The sequence below is a fragment of the Cronobacter sp. 153480017-3 genome (assembly GCF_053627815.1).
Genome location: NZ_JBSEYN010000007.1, coordinates 34,576 through 49,040 on the forward strand (window position 1 = coordinate 34,576; position 14,465 = coordinate 49,040).

The following is a 14,465-nucleotide window of genomic DNA, read 5'->3' on the forward strand; positions in this document are numbered from 1 at the left end:
CGGTTTTATCACGGCGACGGGCGGGGGAGATTACGCGAAAACGCCACATTCGCCACCGACTGCACTTTCCAGGCATTCCCTTCTTTGACCATGCAATCAATCACCATGTGATCCTGTTTTTCACCAAACGCGATATAGACCTGCTCGCAAGCCGCATCGACATCGCTGGCGACGGCGGCGATTTATCACTCCCCGCCTTCCCCCGTCACACAGCCCACCCACGCTTTTTGTGTAACGGCGCGCCACGCCTCACCCTGGCGTTCGAAAAACGCGGTGGTTTCATTTAACAGCGCATCGGGTGACAGATGCGGCGACTGCAACAGCGCCAGCAGCCCTTCGTAGCCTGCGCAGGTGTGCCACTGGCACTGCGCCACGTAACCGATATTATTCTCCACCCGCATATGCTGGAAAAACGGCGCGTGAAGCGTGGTGGCGGCCTCGCGCTGCGAGGCCACAAGCGGCATGAAAAGGAGCAGGGCGCTGTCGGCACCGTTCGCGGGCAGGGTAAAACGGTGTGGCGCGGGCAGCGGGCGCGGCGGCTTCGGGGTGACGAGCGGAAAGGGGAAATCGGTTAAGCGGCGCGCGAGCGCGTCGCGCAGCAGCGGGCCGCCGCCCTCAAGCGTGGCCTGCCACGCCTGCGCGCTGGTGTCGCCTGCCGCCTTCAGCAGCTCGCGGGGAAGCTGCGCCAGCAACCGGCGTACCGCAATGGCCTGATCTTCCTGCGCCTGCGCGCGCGCCGCCAGCCGTTCGGCTTCGGCGCCGTAGCGATCATCCGGTTCCCAGAGGTATGTCATCATCTCGGTCGCCAGCATCATCAGCAGCGCCTCATCGCCACAAAGCGTGATGCGCCAGCGCCCTTCAACAAGGCCTGTGCGCAGCACGCCGCCGCTCAGGCGCGCCCGGTCGCACAGCGGACGCAGGCGCGCGAGCAGCTCCATGCCGCGACGATCGCTGACCCGCGTGCCCGGCGCGGGCTCAAGCGTCAGCGTGATGCGTTCCGCGTCAGGCTGCCATGCCAGCGGCGCGCTGTCGCCCGGCAGCGCCACGGAAAGCGGCGGTGGAAAATGCGGCGCGGGCGTAAATGGCGTTACAGGCGGTGCGTCACCCGGCGCATACGGGAAATCGCCTGTGATGAGCGTCAGCCCCTGGGTCGCTACCGGTGTACCGTTCACATTGGGGGAAAGCCACAGGCGCGTCGGGCGCTGGGCCAGGAGTGCCGCCAGCAGCGGGCGCAGCGCATTGCCTTCCACCGGCGGCAGGCCGAACGCGCGGGCGCGCAGGTGGTCCATCGGCGCGAGCGCATTAACGTCTTCTTCAGCGAGGCGCAGCAGCGGCGAAAGCGCGTCCTCCGGCAGCGCGGCAAGCGCCGCTATCCACTGGCGCAACAGAGCCTCCACGTGCGCCGGGTTCACGGCGTCACTGGCGAGCGCGAAAGAAAACCGCAGCCAGAGCGTGTCGTCATCGAGCGCATCGGCTTCAAGCGTGGCGTCATCGGCAAGCGTCTGCGCGCGCAGCGCGGCCATTAGCCCGCCGGGCGCTTCGCTGCGCAGGCACTGCTCCAGCAGGCGCAGGGCCGGGCGCACGTCAGCAGGCAGCAAAAAGCTCAGTTCCAGTTGCGCAAAGCCCGGTTGCGCCAGCGCGCCCGATGCGCCCGTATGGGCGTCGATCGCGAGCGGTGCTGCCACCCCCGGCCGGATACGCGCGGCGGCCTCGCAGGCAAGCGCCTCCAGCGTCTCCAGCGGTTGCGGGCCGCAGAGCCACAGGTGCAGGTTCCCGGCGTGGTAGTGCCGCTCATGAAAGGCTGTCAGTGCCGCGCGCAGCCGCGCCGGATCTTCGCCGAAGGCCGCCTTATTGCCGATGCGCAGCCGCGTGAGACGTGCATCGCCCGCCATTAACGCCAGCAGCGCCGCCTCGCGCCGGGTGGCGGCGTCCTGCGCCAGCAGCCGGTATTCGGCGTCGATCACCTGCGCCTCCTGCATCAACGCCGCTGGCGTAAAGCGGGGCGTGGCGAGCATATCGGTCAGGCGCGAAAGCCCGGGCGCGAGCGCCTGCGCAGGCACTTCAAAGAAAAACGCGGTCTGGCACAGCCGGGTGGAGGCGTTAAGCCGCCCGCCCTGATCCGGCACCCAGCGCATCAGGCGCTCGTCATCCTGGTAGCCCTCGCTTTCGCGAAACAGCATATGCTCCAGCAGATGCGCGAGCCCCGGCCAGTCATCCGGTTCGTGCAGGCTGCCCGCGTTCACGCGCCACAGGGCCGCGGCCTGCGTGGCCTGCGGCTGGTGGATAAGCGTGATCGTGATACCGCTCTCAAGCCTGCGCGTTCGGATCATTGCGGCGTTTTGAAAATCAGCTGTGAGTTGGCGCGGTTGCGAAACCGTAGATCGCCAATGCCCATCTGCGTGCTATTGGCCGCCTCGCGCGCGGCGAGGATCGTGCCATGATGCGGCGATTTACTGCATACCGGGTCGGCGTTGGCCGCGTCGCCGGTCAGCATAAACGCCTGGCAGCGGCAGCCGCCGAAATCCTGCTCTTTTTCCGGACAGGAGCGGCACGGCTCCGGCATCCAGTCGTTGCCGCGGTAACGGTTAAAGCCGAACGATTCATACCAGATATGCGACAGCGTCTGCTCCAGCACCGACGGGAATTTCACCGGCAGCTGACGCGCGCTGTGACACGGCAGCGCGGTGCCCTCCGGCGTGACGGAGAGGAAAATCGCGCCCCAGCCGCCCATGCAGCCTTTCGGGCGCTCTTCGTAATAATCCGGCGTCACAAACAGCAGGTTAGCGAGATTACCGGTGTCGGCCATTTTCTCGCGGTAGTGTTTCACCACCTCCTCGGCGCGCGCGATCTGCTCGCGGGTCGGCAGCAGCCCTTCGCGGTTCAGGTGCGCCCAGCCGTAAAACTGGCAGGTGGCGAGTTCCACGTCGTCCGCGTCCAGCTGGATGGCGAGCTCGATAATGCGGTCGATCTGGTCGATGTTGTGGCGGTGCAGCACGAAGTTCAGCACCATCGGGTAGCCGAGCGCTTTTACGGCTTTCGCCATCGCGAGCTTCTGGTGGAACGCTTTTTCATTGCCCGCCAGCGCCGCGTTCAGCGTCTCGTCGCTCGCCTGGAAGCTTATCTGGATATGATCCAGCCCGGCGTCGGCGAAGGTCTGGAGTTTTTTCTCGGTAAGCCCGATGCCGGACGTGATCAGATTGGTGTAAAAGCCCATGCCGCGCGCGGCGGCGATAAGCTCCGGCAGATCTTTACGCACCAGCGGCTCGCCGCCGGAAAACCCGAGCTGCACCGCGCCCATGGCGCGCGCCTGGCGAAACACATCAATCCACTGCGCCGTCGTCAGCTCATTCTCCTGGGCTGCGAAATCGAGCGGGTTTGAGCAATACGGGCATTGCAGCGGGCAGCGGTAGGTCAGCTCCGCCAGCAGCCACAGCGGCGGGTTTACGGGTTTCGCGTCACTCACGGAAAATCACCCATTTTTGTTGATACGCGAGGCCCAGAAAGCCCAGCACGTCGTCGGTCAGCGGGGCGGCTTCCGGGAAGCGCGCTTCCAGCGTGTCGATTATCGCGCCCGCGGTCTGCTGGCCGTCCACCAGTTGCAGAATGGCGGCGGCGCTCTCGTTCAGCTTCGCCATGCCTTCCGGGTAGAGGATCACATGCGTGTTCTGCGCCTCTTCCCATTGCAGGCGGTAGCCGCGGCGAAATTGCGGAATATGATGGCGTTCAGGCTGCATCAGACCAGTCTCCGTTTGTGCCACACCGCCTCGCGGGTGACGGTGTGATAAGGGGCTCTGTCCAGCGTATAGGCCATGGTCATGGCGTCGAGCATGCTCCAGAGGATGTCGAGCTTAAACTGCAGAATTTCCAGCATTCGCTGCTGGCGCTCCATCGTGTTGCAGTATTCGAGTGCGAGCGAAAGCCCGTGCTCGACGTCGCGGCGCGCCTGGCTTAAGCGGCTGCGGAAGTAGTCATAGCCTTCCGCTTCAATCCAGGTGTAGTGCTGCGGCCAGCTGTCGAGGCGCGCCTGGTGGATCTGCGGGGCGAACAGCTCGGTCAGCGAACTGCACGCGGCCTCTTCCCAGCAGGCGCGGCGGGCGAAGTTGACATAGGCGTCCACCGCGAAGCGCACGCCCGGTAGCACGCGCTCTTCAGAGAGCAGCGACTCGCGCGACAGCCCGACCGCCTCGCCAAGACGCAGCCAGGCTTCAATACCGCCTTCGCTGCCGTCATAGCCGTCGTGGTCGAGAATGCGCTGCACCCACTGGCGGCGCACTTCCGGGTGCGGACAGTTCGCCATAATGGCGGCGTCCTTGATGGGAATGCTGGTCTGGTAATAAAACCGGTTCGCCACCCAGCCCTGGATCTGCTCGCGGGTCGCCTCGCCGTTATGCATGGCGATGTGATAAGGGTGGTGAATGTGATAGAACGCGCCTTTCGCGCGCAGCGCCGCTTCGAATTCGTCGGGCGTCAGCAGTCGTTGCTCGGTCATAAAGCCTCTTATAGCGCGATTACCATCCCGTCGTGGCTCACCTCAATGCCCAGCTGGTGCAGGGACTGGCGCTCCGGGGACTCCTCGTTGAGGATCGGGTTGGTATTGTTGATATGAATGAGAATTTTGCGCTCGGCGGGCAGGCGCGCCAGTAAGGCCGCCAGACCCTGTTCTTCCGACAGCGCCAGATGGCCCATCGCTTTGCCGGTGTTATGGCCAACGCCGGTGGCGGCAAGCTCGTTGTCGCGCCACAGCGTGCCGTCAATCAGCAACACGTCGGCGCGCTCAAGCCACGGCAGAATGGCGTCGTCCGGCTCGCCGAGGCCCGGCGCGTAGAGCAGGCTTTTGCCGCCTTCTTCTTCGATAAACAGCGCGACGTTATGGCCCGGTAGCGGGCGGTCGCGGTACGGCGAGTAGGGCGGCGCGTTGCTCAGCAGCGGAATGGCGGTGAAATGCACGCCAGGGCAGACCCGCACCTGAAAGCGCGACAGCGGCGCAATCGGGTGATGAATCAGCCCGCCGTTCCAGTGGGAGAGCATCGGGAAGACCGGAAAACCGGTGCAGAGATCGTCATGCACTTCCGGCGTGCACCAGACGTGGTGCGGGCAGCCTTCACGTAAATTGAGTAATCCCGCGCTGTGATCTATCTGGCTGTCGGTGAGAATAATCGCGCCGATGCCGGTGCCGCGCAGCACCCCGGGATTATGCAATTCGGGTGAGGCGAGAAGCTGGTGGCAAATGTCGGGCGAGACGTTGCACAGCACCCAGTTTTTCCCGTCATCGCTGACGGCGATGGAAGACTGGGTACGCGCGGACGTTTTCATCGTGCCGTTACGCACGCCCTGGCAATTGGCGCAGTTGCAATTCCACTGAGGGAAACCGCCGCCCGCCGCCGAGCCGAGAACTTTGATTTGCATGTGCAGAACCGGAAAGGAAAAGAGAAAAGGTGCCCGCGAAGCCGCGGGCACAGGCGATTAACGGTTGGAAATGTACAGGGTCACTTCCAGACCCAGGCGCAGGTCAACAAACGCAGGTTTAGTCCACTTGGTCATAGTTTTATTCCTCATCTAACGGGTGATTTTTTACCACCCTGGTGAAACCGATTACCGGCGCGCTTATGTTGCGTAAATGTGATCGAGATCGCAACTTAAATGCTTATCCATTTATTGCGATTCTCCCCAGGCGAGCCTGAGCACGCGCAACCAGTTGCGCCAGGCGAGCTTTTCCAGCAGCGGCGCGTCGAACCCTGCCGCTGCCAGCGCCTGCATCAGACGCGGTAAACCGGTGACATCGCTCATCGCATCCGGCAGGCTGATGCCGTCGAAATCCGATCCGAACGCCACGCGGTCTTCACCCAGTTTAGTAATCAGATACTCAACGTGCGTAACAATTTCGGATAAGGGCGTATCGCCGTTGCGCTGTCCGTCGGCGCGCAGAAAGGCGGTGCCGAAGTTCACGCCGACCAGACCGTCGCTCGCCTTAATGGCCGCGAGTTGCTCATCGGTAAGGTTGCGCGGCTGCGCGCAGAGCGCGTGCGCGTTGGAGTGGGTCGCCACCAGCGGCCCGCCGCCGATGGCCGCGGTATCGAAAAACGCCTTCTGATTCATATGCGAGACATCCACCAGCACATGGCGCTCGCGACACGCGCGGATGAGCGCTTTACCCGCAGGCGTTAACCCGGCGCCGGTATCGGGCGAGCCAGGAAACGGCCCGCAGACCCCTTCGCCAAAAATGTTCGGCGTGTTCCAGAACGGCCCGATGCTGCGCACTCCCTGGGCGAGCAGGGCGTCGAGCGGTTTCAGTTGCGCGTCGATCGCCTGCGCGCCCTCGATATGCAGCACCAGCGCCACCACGTCATCCGCCATGCACTGCTCGATATCCGCCACCGTCCGGCAGACGCGCATTTTCCCACCGGAGGCCTGGGCCATCGCGTGAAACAGCCCAATCTGCGCCTGCGTGATGGCGAGCGGATCGTGCATCGTTTCGGCATCCGCCAGCGGCAGATTGCGCATCTGCGCGACATACTCCGGCGGCGGCACAAACACCGCGAACAGCCCGCCGGCAAAGCCGCCCTGGCGCATGCGCGGATAGTCCAGATGGCCGCCTTCCAGGCCGCTGAACACCGCCCCGACAGGCTCGGCCTCCGCGCGCAGCCACAGGCGCAGCAGCAGATCGTTATGGCCGTCAAACACGGGCGGGAAAGAAGAGTGAAGGGCGTGCATCGGCGCTCCGAAGTAAAAAAACGGTTAACTTATTGTGGCATGGGTGAGGGGCGACTGCTTAAACGTGGGTGCGGTTTGAGGAGAGGGGAAGATTGTTTTTATTTCAAAGCCTGTAAGCGACGTAGGCCTTTCGCGGATATGCTGCATCTTTTCGTCTGAGGTTTGTAAGTAAATATCATCATCTATGCGGTATTCAGTGTTGCCGCTTCGGGTTGTCCTGAGAGGTTAATATATTAATTGCCAATGATAATTAGCACTTTATGACCTAAATGAATGATCTTGGCAGTGGTAATGCAAATGATCCCACTATCTTTATTGGTTTTCTTTTGTTTTATGGCTGAAGGGAGGAATAATGCATGGCTTTATACTGAGGCGAATTGAAGGCATTCATAACGGCAGTCTATTATAAAAAAGAAATATATCATTGGGGATTTTGCAGAAGATAATTTTTTTGCGGTTCGTCATGTTTCAACGAAAATGGTTTGAGCCGCTTAATAAAAGCGTATAATGATATTTCACCCAATGGATATATAAGGATGTGATTCAATGAGTGGACTCGCGCAGCCGTTAACTGTTTTTACAAGCCAAAAACCTTTTAACGATCGCAACGCTGATGATATGAAGTGTGGCGATCTGGATGAGAAAACGCTTAAGGATCGTTTTAAACTGTATCAGGTGTCACCCTTTATTGATTATTGTACCTATCGCTCTCCCTATGATCACCCGGCGCTGCGCCGCCTTGCGCCTTATACGAAAGAGAGAGTGATAGAAATGCTTTTTAATGATATGAAAACGCAGTCCAAAGCTTTCTCTTTTGTCGGCACATATAAAGGCCTTATCGCCAGGTTAATTGATCATATGCATTATAAAGATGGTGCGGGTTATTATGATTTACAGATGAATGAAGCATATAGAAAAGTTATAACCCAGGATAAAAGTAATACAAGTGCAGTAGGTACTATCAAATATATTCTTGATAGACATAATTTTGATAAGTATGTGTTAACGAAAGATCATTTTACAAAACCTTTTACGAGTGTGCACTTGCCTAAATTTGTTGGTTGGCAGTCATGCATTAACGGTTTGGGAATTTCCATACATGATGTTAATAGTACACAAATTTCTATTGACTCGCTGGTTCTGAATAATAAAAAATACATTGCTGTTATTCGTTTTAAAGGTCAGGATCATTTTGGGCTTGATACTGATGATATCAGTAAAGTACAATTTAATGCCTTCACTTTCTTTAGAATCTGGTTTGTCTTGCAGAGGTTCAATAAATTCGGATTTAAACCATTCTTTACAAATTTTGAAGCTAAAATAACCATTGCAGGTGAATATAATGCTTAAGAGAATTCTTTTTGCTTTGTTGTTAATATGTGTTGCATGGTTTTGCTGGGATTTTTTTGCGCCAACAGAAATAATTAGGGTGGCTGATGGTAAAGTATATATTAATCATCCGCCGCTCACAGAGCGGGGTAAGATTGACTGGTGGAATAAAAACAAAGATAACCTGCAAGAAAAATATCATTTAATCGATAACCCCGAAGACTTTACAATCACCATCATGTATTTCGGAGGGTATGTCGCGGCACCGACAGGCAGTAACGATGGCACTATAGACGATTATAATTGTTTCGATGATATTAAAAGTGATGAAAATTGTATTTATAATGATGTCGTGATGAGGGTTGGAGGGGATTATAGTAGTAAAGTGTTTTTTGGTCTAAATGGTAAACTCTACAGACAAACCCCTGATGGTAAACTCACGCTACTTGAAACTCATTAAATGTTGAGCCTCTGCGCGTTAGTGGCGCAGAGGCTTTATCTGTGTACGGTTTATTTTTTAAACCTGATATAAGAGGGCACATATTTCACAAACCAGTACAGCACATGCATCAGCCACATAAACGTTAATGCGCCCGCGTGCTCGGGAACAACATAATGAAAAATAACACTACCGAGCACAATGAAGAAAAGGGCGACGTAAGGTAAATACGGCTCAATGAAAAAGAAAATACCTTTTTTCAGCATGACGATTTCCCTTATTTATCTCTTATTCCGCGCTTCGGTTATTTTACACGGCTCCGGCACATTTCGCTTCCCTGTACTACCCTTTATTTTTAACCTGTTGAAGGAGGCACGATGGCACAGCCGCATCTGATCGATACCCTGGAATTTGGGCCGGAAAACGCGCCTGAGTGTAAATATGAAATCTACGGCGAGGATGACAAGCAGCCGCAATACGCCACGCGGTTAGTGCGTGACGATAACGGTGAATGGCAGCCGCAGCAGGATGAGATCCGTTTTGCCGCGCAGCAGGAGCAGCAGGCCGCCAGCAGCACGATGGATTACGGTTACAGCGACGGCGCGCCGGAGCTGCGCGATCTCCTGGCCGAAGCGAAAGAACACTGCGAGCGCGACTGGCAATCGCGGCAGTAACGTCAGCCCCGCTGCGCCAGCGGCGGGAATTTCCATTAGTAAATACACCAGCGCGCTCTGTTTCCCCTCTCACTAAAACCCGCCTCCTTTTTATTTATTGCGATTTTACTTATTCCACAAAGCGTTACCTGTGCTCAATGCCGGGCTGAGCACGCCATCACACGCTCTGAAACCGCCATACGCTTAAGCGCCTGTGTTGACTTAATTTGTATAAAGCGTATTTTTCAGGACATGAAAACTATTCTGATTATCGCCCCGGAAGGGGGCATGCTGCTGGAAGCGACCGGCATCGCCGATATCTTCACCCGGGCCAACCAGTTGCGGTCTGCGGATGCCCCTGAGCCGCATTATCAGGTGACGCTTGCCACCACCCAGCCGCACCACGTCATCCACGGTGCCTCCGGCTTTAAGCTGCTGGCGGAGCACCGCTTGTGCGATCTCGCGCCACACACGCCCTTTGACACCATCATGGTGACGGGCCGCGGGCTGACGGAAGAGGAGGGCGACCAGGTGGCGCAGTGGCTGTCACAGGCGGCACCGTATGCCCGGCGCGTGGTCTCGGTGTGCGGCGGGGCGCTGCTGCTCGCGCAGGCCGGTCTGCTGGACGGGCGGCGCGCCACCACCCACTGGCGGCTGCTTGATACGCTCGCCGCGCGTTTCCCGGTAGTGACGGTAGAGCGCGGGCCGATTTACGTGCAGGACGGCGATATCTGGACGTCGGCAGGCGTAACCTCCGGGTTTGATCTGACGCTGGCGCTGCTGGAAGAAGACGGCGGTTTTGAGCTGGCGCGTAACGTCGCGCAGGAGCTGGTGATGTATCTGCGTCGCCCCGGCGGCCAGTCGCAGTTCAGCCGCTATCTGCTGACTCAGGCGAAAACGCCAGGCCCGATCCGCGATCTCCAGGGCTGGATCCTTGAGAACCTGGCGCAGGATCTCAGCGTTGAGCGGCTGGCGGAACACGTGGCGATGAGCCCACGCAATTTCACCCGTGTCTTTACGCGCGAAACCGGCGTGTCGCCCGCCCGTTATGTGGAAGAGGCGCGCCTTGACGCCGCCCGCCAGCGCCTGGAGCAGGGGAGCGAAAGCATTGAGCAGGTCGCGACGCAGTGCGGTTTCGGCAACGGTATCAACCTGCGCCGCGTCTTTGAGCGCAATCTGCATCTCACGCCGTCCGACTACCGCGAACGCTTCTGCGTGCGCATGATGGCGTAAAGTGATCTAATCTCGTCATTTACGCCATTGGCTCTCTGTTACACACTCTCTACAGAACGTTAACAGAGGAGCTTCATCATGGTTAAAGTAGGCATTAACGGATTTGGCCGTATCGGCCGCAACGTACTACGCGCTGCGCTGGGCAATGAGGCGTTTCAGGTGGTAGCGATTAACGATCTCACCGACAGCAAAACCCTGGCGCATCTGCTGAAACATGACTCCCTGCTCGGCACGCTGCCGGCGACCGTAGAAGCGGGCGAGGGCGAGCTGAAGCTCGACGGGCGCGCCATCCGCGTCTTCTCCGAGCGCGACCCCGGCAATATTCCGTGGAGCAGCGTGGGCGTGGAAATTGTTATCGAAGCCACCGGCTTCTTTACCGATAAAGCCCAGGCCGAAGCGCATATCACCAAAGGCGGCGCGAAACGCGTAATCATTTCGGCCCCGGCGAAAAACGACGACCTGACCATCGTGATGGGCGTTAACCATGAGCAGTACGATCCGGCGCTGCATCACGTCGTCAGCAACGGCAGCTGCACCACCAACGGTCTCGCGCCCGCAGCCCAGGTGCTGCATCAGCAGTTCGGCATTCAGCACGGCCTGATGAACACTACCCACGCCTACACCAACAGCCAGGCGCTTCACGACCAGCCGGAGAAAGATCTGCGCGGCGCGCGTGCGGCGGCGCTCTCCATCGTGCCGTATTCCAGCGGGGCGGCGAAGGCGATCGGTAAAGTGATCCCTGAACTCGATGGCCGCATGACCGGCTACTCGCTGCGCGTACCGGTGCCGGTGGTGTCGATTGTCGATCTCACCGTCACGCTGGCCCGCGATGTCACCGTGGAAGAGGTCAACGCCGCGTTCCTGAAGGCGTCCCAGGAAGGGCCGCTGAAAGGCATTCTCGGCTACAGCGATGAACCGCTGGTCTCCAGCGATTACCGCGGCGACCCGCGCTCGTCCATTATCGACGGCCTCTCGACGCTGGTGATTGGCGGCAACATGGTCAAAATCCTCGCCTGGTATGATAACGAATGGGGCTTCTCAAACCGGCTGGTGGATCTGGCGCTGTTAATGGCGCGCCGCGGCCTGTAACGCGCAGTGGCTGATAAAAAGGATGGCCCTGAGCCATCCTTTTTTATTATGCGCGCGGCCCGTCCGGGATACGGGCAATCACCTTAATTTCAAAATCAAAACCCGCCAGCCAGTTGACGCCGACCGCGGTCCAGTTCGGGTACGGCGGCGCCGGGAAAAGAGCCTGTTTAACCGCCATAATGGCCGGGAACTGGCGCTCGGGATCGGTATGAAACGTGGTGACATCCACCAGATCGTCAAAGGTACAACCGGCGGCGGCGAGCGTTGCGCGCAGGTTCTCAAACGCAAGCCGCACCTGCGCGTCGAAATCGGGCTCCGGCGTGCCGTCGGCGCGGCTGCCCACCTGGCCTGAAACAAACAGCAGATCGCCGCTGCGAATGGCGGCGGAATAGCCGTGTTCTTCATACAACGCATGACGGTTAGCGGGGAAGATAGGTTCGCGAGAAGTCATAGAGTGTCCTGTTAATGTTGGGCAAGAAGCCGGGTGCGCCTTGCCGGGAATTGATTTAATATACGCGGCGTATGTGAACAATCATTGCACATACGCTGCGTATGTCAATTGAAATACGTCGCGTATGTGAAAAGGAGATTTTATGGCCGCAAGACGGCGCATCGATACCATGGAAGAAAACCGCGCGAAGCTCATCGCGGCGGCGCGAAAGGCGTTTGCTGAGAAAGGGTTTGCGGCGGCTTCAATGGATGAACTCACCGCCAGCGTCGGGCTGACGCGCGGCGCGCTGTATCATAATTTCGGCGATAAAAAAGGGCTGCTCGCCGCCGTGGTCGCCCAGGTGGACGGCGAGATGGCGCAGCGCGCGAAAGCGGCCGCCGCAGGCGTCGAAGACCCCTGGGAAACGCTGATCGCCGAAGGCGTCGCCTATATTCAGATGGCGCTGGATGAAGAGGTGCGGCGCATCGTGCTGCTGGATGGCCCGGCGTTTCTCGGCGATCCGGCGCAGTGGCCGAGCCAGAATAGCTGCCTCGACGCCACGCGCGAGACCGTTATCAGCATGATGGCGAGCGGGATAATCAAACCGGTGGATGCCGACGCCGCCGCGCGGCTGCTGAACGGCGCGGCGCTCAATGCCGCGCTGTGGGTGGCCGCAAGCCCGGAGCCCGAAGAAGCGCTGCCGAAAATGATCGAGGTGTTTACGCTGCTGGCGGGCGGTCTTCGAGCCTGAGTGGCCGGCGTTTTCCCTGAAAGAAAAAGGATGGCCTGGCGCCATCCTTTTTTGTCAGCGAAACCGAAAGAATGGATGGATCGCAAGAGGTTTCTTTCAGGCCACACGTCACGGCTAAGCCAGCCATCATTGATTAACCGCGTGAAACAGTCTCACTAAGACAGGTGCGAATGTGATAACGCCCATTTGGCATAAGGCGCTTTTAGCATGACCGGGCTGTAAGCGATACAGAGCCGTTCGCAGGCCATTTACAGGTCTTTCCAGTCAGGCAAATTATTGGCCTTTTTACGCCAGCTATGAAACGCTGCCATGATTATGCCGAACAGAAGCCCACCTGCGAGGCTCCTTAATATCGCCGAGGAAGGTTGGACGCCCATTGCTTGCCATGTGAAAAACCACATAACGAGCCCCCATACAAGGCTAAACCCGAATCCCATAATTAATGTTACTTGCCAGAACGACGCGAAAGGTAAGGGAGGGATTTTTAATCCTGACTTCCATAACAGACGCAACAGAGGAGGGGCATAGTTGCTGCGCCACATGTTTTTACTTTCCATCATGGTAAGTGCACGTTCCTTTTTTCGCTCAAAACTCATCTTTGTTCTCCCTGAATGACGCTTTATCTGTTTGTACAATTTGTATTGTGATTGCTTGCATTCACATCTGGGCTGAACCGCGCTGACTTCACCTGGTATCATAACTCAAAAGATACTGTTTAATTCCGCCCACGCCCATACCAAATCCCTAATACCCGTCTCCCCTCAAACGAACCGGTTTTAAGTTCAGGATCAGCTGGCGAATAAAAGCCATCTTTTTGCGTTCTGCGCATCCCGGTCCAGACTGAAAGCTGGGCCGCGCCGCCCTTCGGGCCTGAAGCGGCGCGGCAATCTGCTGATAAAAAGAGGGGCCGCTATGTCTGAAGAACGAATGATCAACACCACTATCGTTATCACCGGGGCGTCGAGCGGTTTTGGTCGCGGGGCTGCGCTGGCGCTCGCTAAGCGCGGCGCGAACGTCGTGCTGGCGGCGCGTCGGGGTGAGGCGCTGGAGGCGCTGGCGCAGGAGATTAACGCTGACAACGGCCACGCGCTGGCGGTAGAGACAGACGTCAGCCAGCCGGATCAGGTGGAGCGCCTGGCGCAGGCGGCGATTGCGCGCTTCGGGCCGATTAACGTCTGGATCAATAACGTCGGTATCGGGGCGCTCGGCTGGTTCTGGGAGATCCCGATAGCCGATCATGAGCGGCTGGTGGATGTGAATCTGAAAGGCGTGATTTACGGCGCGCACGTGGCGATGAAACATTTTATCGCCCAGGGCTTCGGCGTGCTGATTAACACCGGCTCGGTGGACAGCGAAGTGCCGCTGGCGTTTCAGTCGAGCTACGCCGCCACCAAAGCCGCCGTGCTGAGCCTCGGTCGCACCATTAACGAAGAGCTGCGGCTTAACGATTACCACGACATCAAAGTGGCGACCATCATGCCGTGGGCGGTGGATACCCCGTGGTGGACGCACGCCGCCAACTATACCGGCCACGCGCCGCGCATGGCCGCGATGGATTCGCCGGAGAAAGTCATCGACGCGATGGTCAAAGCCTGCTTTAAACCGCAAGAGGAGATCCCGGTGGGCTGGAAGGCGCGCTCGTCGAATTTATCGCACCATCTGTTCCCGGATATGACGGAAAAACTCTCCGCGAAAGTGATTAACCGCTCGGTGGAAAAAGCGCAGCCGCTGGCCCCGACGACCGGCGCAATCTATACGCCGATGGCGGACACCACCACCATTGACGGCGGCATCCGCGCGCGAATGAAGCAGGAAGATAAAGCGCGCTGA

The 14,465-nt window shown here is 58.4% G+C and carries 17 protein-coding genes and 1 pseudogene; 7 read left to right on the forward strand and 11 right to left on the reverse strand.

The features are described 5' to 3' along the window. Positions 1-8 precede the first annotated feature (8 nt). The 8 genes and pseudogenes from ACUW6V_RS15710 to ACUW6V_RS15745 all read right to left on the reverse strand — a co-directional run. Positions 9-182: pseudogene (locus ACUW6V_RS15710) on the reverse strand (DUF3828 domain-containing protein); the annotation flags it as partial. A gap of 3 nt (positions 183-185) precedes the next feature. Beyond that, positions 186-2,330, reverse strand: a complete 2,145-nt coding sequence (gene pqqF, locus ACUW6V_RS15715; protein ID WP_454038581.1) for a pyrroloquinoline quinone biosynthesis protein PqqF — start codon at positions 2,328-2,330, stop codon at positions 186-188. Next, the gene (gene pqqE, locus ACUW6V_RS15720) at positions 2,327-3,463 is read right to left on the reverse strand and encodes a pyrroloquinoline quinone biosynthesis protein PqqE (protein WP_454038582.1); all 1,137 of its coding nucleotides are present in this window, start codon (positions 3,461-3,463) and stop codon (positions 2,327-2,329) included. The genes pqqF and pqqE overlap by 4 nt, the downstream gene beginning before the upstream one ends. Next, the gene (pqqD, locus tag ACUW6V_RS15725) at positions 3,456-3,734 is read right to left on the reverse strand and encodes a pyrroloquinoline quinone biosynthesis peptide chaperone PqqD (RefSeq protein WP_004387128.1); all 279 of its coding nucleotides are present in this window, start codon (positions 3,732-3,734) and stop codon (positions 3,456-3,458) included. The genes pqqE and pqqD overlap by 8 nt, the downstream gene beginning before the upstream one ends. Beyond that, positions 3,734-4,489, reverse strand: coding sequence for a pyrroloquinoline-quinone synthase PqqC (gene pqqC, locus ACUW6V_RS15730; RefSeq protein ID WP_007781046.1), 756 nt, complete (start codon positions 4,487-4,489; stop codon positions 3,734-3,736). The genes pqqD and pqqC overlap by 1 nt, the downstream gene beginning before the upstream one ends. Before the next feature lie 8 nt (positions 4,490-4,497). Beyond that, complete coding sequence (gene pqqB / locus ACUW6V_RS15735) at positions 4,498-5,406, reverse strand: pyrroloquinoline quinone biosynthesis protein PqqB (RefSeq protein WP_088275988.1); 909 nt, start codon at positions 5,404-5,406, stop codon at positions 4,498-4,500. 57 nt (positions 5,407-5,463) lie between these two features. Then, positions 5,464-5,541 carry a pyrroloquinoline quinone precursor peptide PqqA gene (pqqA, locus tag ACUW6V_RS15740; RefSeq protein ID WP_004387125.1) on the reverse strand — a complete coding sequence of 26 codons (78 nt, stop codon included), beginning with the start codon at positions 5,539-5,541 and terminating at the stop codon, positions 5,464-5,466. Between the two features lie 111 nt (positions 5,542-5,652). Continuing rightward, positions 5,653-6,711 carry a dipeptidase gene (locus tag ACUW6V_RS15745; RefSeq protein WP_454038583.1) on the reverse strand — a complete coding sequence of 353 codons (1,059 nt, stop codon included), beginning with the start codon at positions 6,709-6,711 and terminating at the stop codon, positions 5,653-5,655. 546 nt (positions 6,712-7,257) lie between these two features. Here ACUW6V_RS15745 and ACUW6V_RS15750 point away from each other — a divergent pair. Then, complete coding sequence (locus ACUW6V_RS15750) at positions 7,258-8,061, forward strand: DUF3289 family protein (protein ID WP_454038584.1); 804 nt, start codon at positions 7,258-7,260, stop codon at positions 8,059-8,061. Then, positions 8,054-8,500 (forward strand): DUF943 family protein, encoded by a 447-nt coding sequence (locus ACUW6V_RS15755; RefSeq protein WP_454038585.1) that lies wholly within the window; start codon positions 8,054-8,056, stop codon positions 8,498-8,500. Before ACUW6V_RS15750 ends, ACUW6V_RS15755 begins: the two co-directional genes overlap by 8 nt. Positions 8,501-8,550: 50 nt before the next feature. Here ACUW6V_RS15755 and ACUW6V_RS15760 read toward each other — a convergent pair whose 3' ends face one another. Next, a complete protein-coding gene (locus ACUW6V_RS15760) occupies positions 8,551-8,745 on the reverse strand; it encodes a hypothetical protein (protein ID WP_097648846.1) in 195 nt (64 codons plus the stop codon). 111 nt (positions 8,746-8,856) lie between these two features. Between ACUW6V_RS15760 and ACUW6V_RS15765 the strand changes: the two genes are divergently transcribed. From ACUW6V_RS15765 to gap, 3 genes are all read left to right on the forward strand, one after another. Beyond that, positions 8,857-9,153 carry a hypothetical protein gene (locus ACUW6V_RS15765; RefSeq protein ID WP_004386323.1) on the forward strand — a complete coding sequence of 99 codons (297 nt, stop codon included), beginning with the start codon at positions 8,857-8,859 and terminating at the stop codon, positions 9,151-9,153. Between the two features lie 231 nt (positions 9,154-9,384). Next, positions 9,385-10,365 (forward strand): GlxA family transcriptional regulator, encoded by a 981-nt coding sequence (locus ACUW6V_RS15770; protein ID WP_454038586.1) that lies wholly within the window; start codon positions 9,385-9,387, stop codon positions 10,363-10,365. Positions 10,366-10,443: 78 nt separating this feature from the next. After that, entirely contained in the window at positions 10,444-11,454 is a 1,011-nt protein-coding gene (gene gap / locus ACUW6V_RS15775; RefSeq protein WP_014729506.1) for a type I glyceraldehyde-3-phosphate dehydrogenase, read from the forward strand. Positions 11,455-11,500: 46 nt separating this feature from the next. Here gap and ACUW6V_RS15780 read toward each other — a convergent pair whose 3' ends face one another. Continuing rightward, complete coding sequence (locus tag ACUW6V_RS15780) at positions 11,501-11,905, reverse strand: RidA family protein (protein ID WP_454038587.1); 405 nt, start codon at positions 11,903-11,905, stop codon at positions 11,501-11,503. Positions 11,906-12,047: 142 nt separating this feature from the next. On the opposite strand from ACUW6V_RS15780, the gene ACUW6V_RS15785 reads away from it, so the two are divergent. Beyond that, entirely contained in the window at positions 12,048-12,635 is a 588-nt protein-coding gene (locus ACUW6V_RS15785) for a TetR/AcrR family transcriptional regulator (RefSeq protein WP_319704161.1), read from the forward strand. A gap of 248 nt (positions 12,636-12,883) precedes the next feature. Here ACUW6V_RS15785 and ACUW6V_RS15790 read toward each other — a convergent pair whose 3' ends face one another. Then, on the reverse strand, positions 12,884-13,231 hold the full coding sequence (locus ACUW6V_RS15790; protein WP_014729503.1) for a DUF6404 family protein: 348 nt from the start codon (positions 13,229-13,231) through the stop codon (positions 12,884-12,886). A gap of 316 nt (positions 13,232-13,547) precedes the next feature. On the opposite strand from ACUW6V_RS15790, the gene ACUW6V_RS15795 reads away from it, so the two are divergent. After that, positions 13,548-14,465, forward strand: a complete 918-nt coding sequence (locus tag ACUW6V_RS15795) for an SDR family NAD(P)-dependent oxidoreductase (RefSeq protein ID WP_007895807.1) — start codon at positions 13,548-13,550, stop codon at positions 14,463-14,465.

Coding starts and splice junctions, on each gene's coding strand:
- ACUW6V_RS15795 (WP_007895807.1), top strand. CDS start 13,548: ATGTCTGAAGAACGAATGATCAACACCACTATCGTTATCACCGGGGCG.
- pqqD (WP_004387128.1), bottom strand. CDS start 3,734: ATGCAGCCTGAACGCCATCATATTCCGCAATTTCGCCGCGGCTACCGC.
- pqqC (WP_007781046.1), bottom strand. CDS start 4,489: ATGACCGAGCAACGACTGCTGACGCCCGACGAATTCGAAGCGGCGCTG.
- ACUW6V_RS15745 (WP_454038583.1), bottom strand. CDS start 6,711: ATGCACGCCCTTCACTCTTCTTTCCCGCCCGTGTTTGACGGCCATAAC.
- ACUW6V_RS15765 (WP_004386323.1), top strand. CDS start 8,857: ATGGCACAGCCGCATCTGATCGATACCCTGGAATTTGGGCCGGAAAAC.
- gap (WP_014729506.1), top strand. CDS start 10,444: ATGGTTAAAGTAGGCATTAACGGATTTGGCCGTATCGGCCGCAACGTA.
- ACUW6V_RS15750 (WP_454038584.1), top strand. CDS start 7,258: ATGAGTGGACTCGCGCAGCCGTTAACTGTTTTTACAAGCCAAAAACCT.
- ACUW6V_RS15760 (WP_097648846.1), bottom strand. CDS start 8,745: ATGCTGAAAAAAGGTATTTTCTTTTTCATTGAGCCGTATTTACCTTAC.
- ACUW6V_RS15780 (WP_454038587.1), bottom strand. CDS start 11,905: ATGACTTCTCGCGAACCTATCTTCCCCGCTAACCGTCATGCGTTGTAT.
- ACUW6V_RS15790 (WP_014729503.1), bottom strand. CDS start 13,231: ATGAGTTTTGAGCGAAAAAAGGAACGTGCACTTACCATGATGGAAAGT.
- pqqA (WP_004387125.1), bottom strand. CDS start 5,541: ATGACCAAGTGGACTAAACCTGCGTTTGTTGACCTGCGCCTGGGTCTG.
- ACUW6V_RS15755 (WP_454038585.1), top strand. CDS start 8,054: ATGCTTAAGAGAATTCTTTTTGCTTTGTTGTTAATATGTGTTGCATGG.
- ACUW6V_RS15770 (WP_454038586.1), top strand. CDS start 9,385: ATGAAAACTATTCTGATTATCGCCCCGGAAGGGGGCATGCTGCTGGAA.
- pqqF (WP_454038581.1), bottom strand. CDS start 2,330: ATGATCCGAACGCGCAGGCTTGAGAGCGGTATCACGATCACGCTTATC.
- pqqB (WP_088275988.1), bottom strand. CDS start 5,406: ATGCAAATCAAAGTTCTCGGCTCGGCGGCGGGCGGCGGTTTCCCTCAG.
- ACUW6V_RS15785 (WP_319704161.1), top strand. CDS start 12,048: ATGGCCGCAAGACGGCGCATCGATACCATGGAAGAAAACCGCGCGAAG.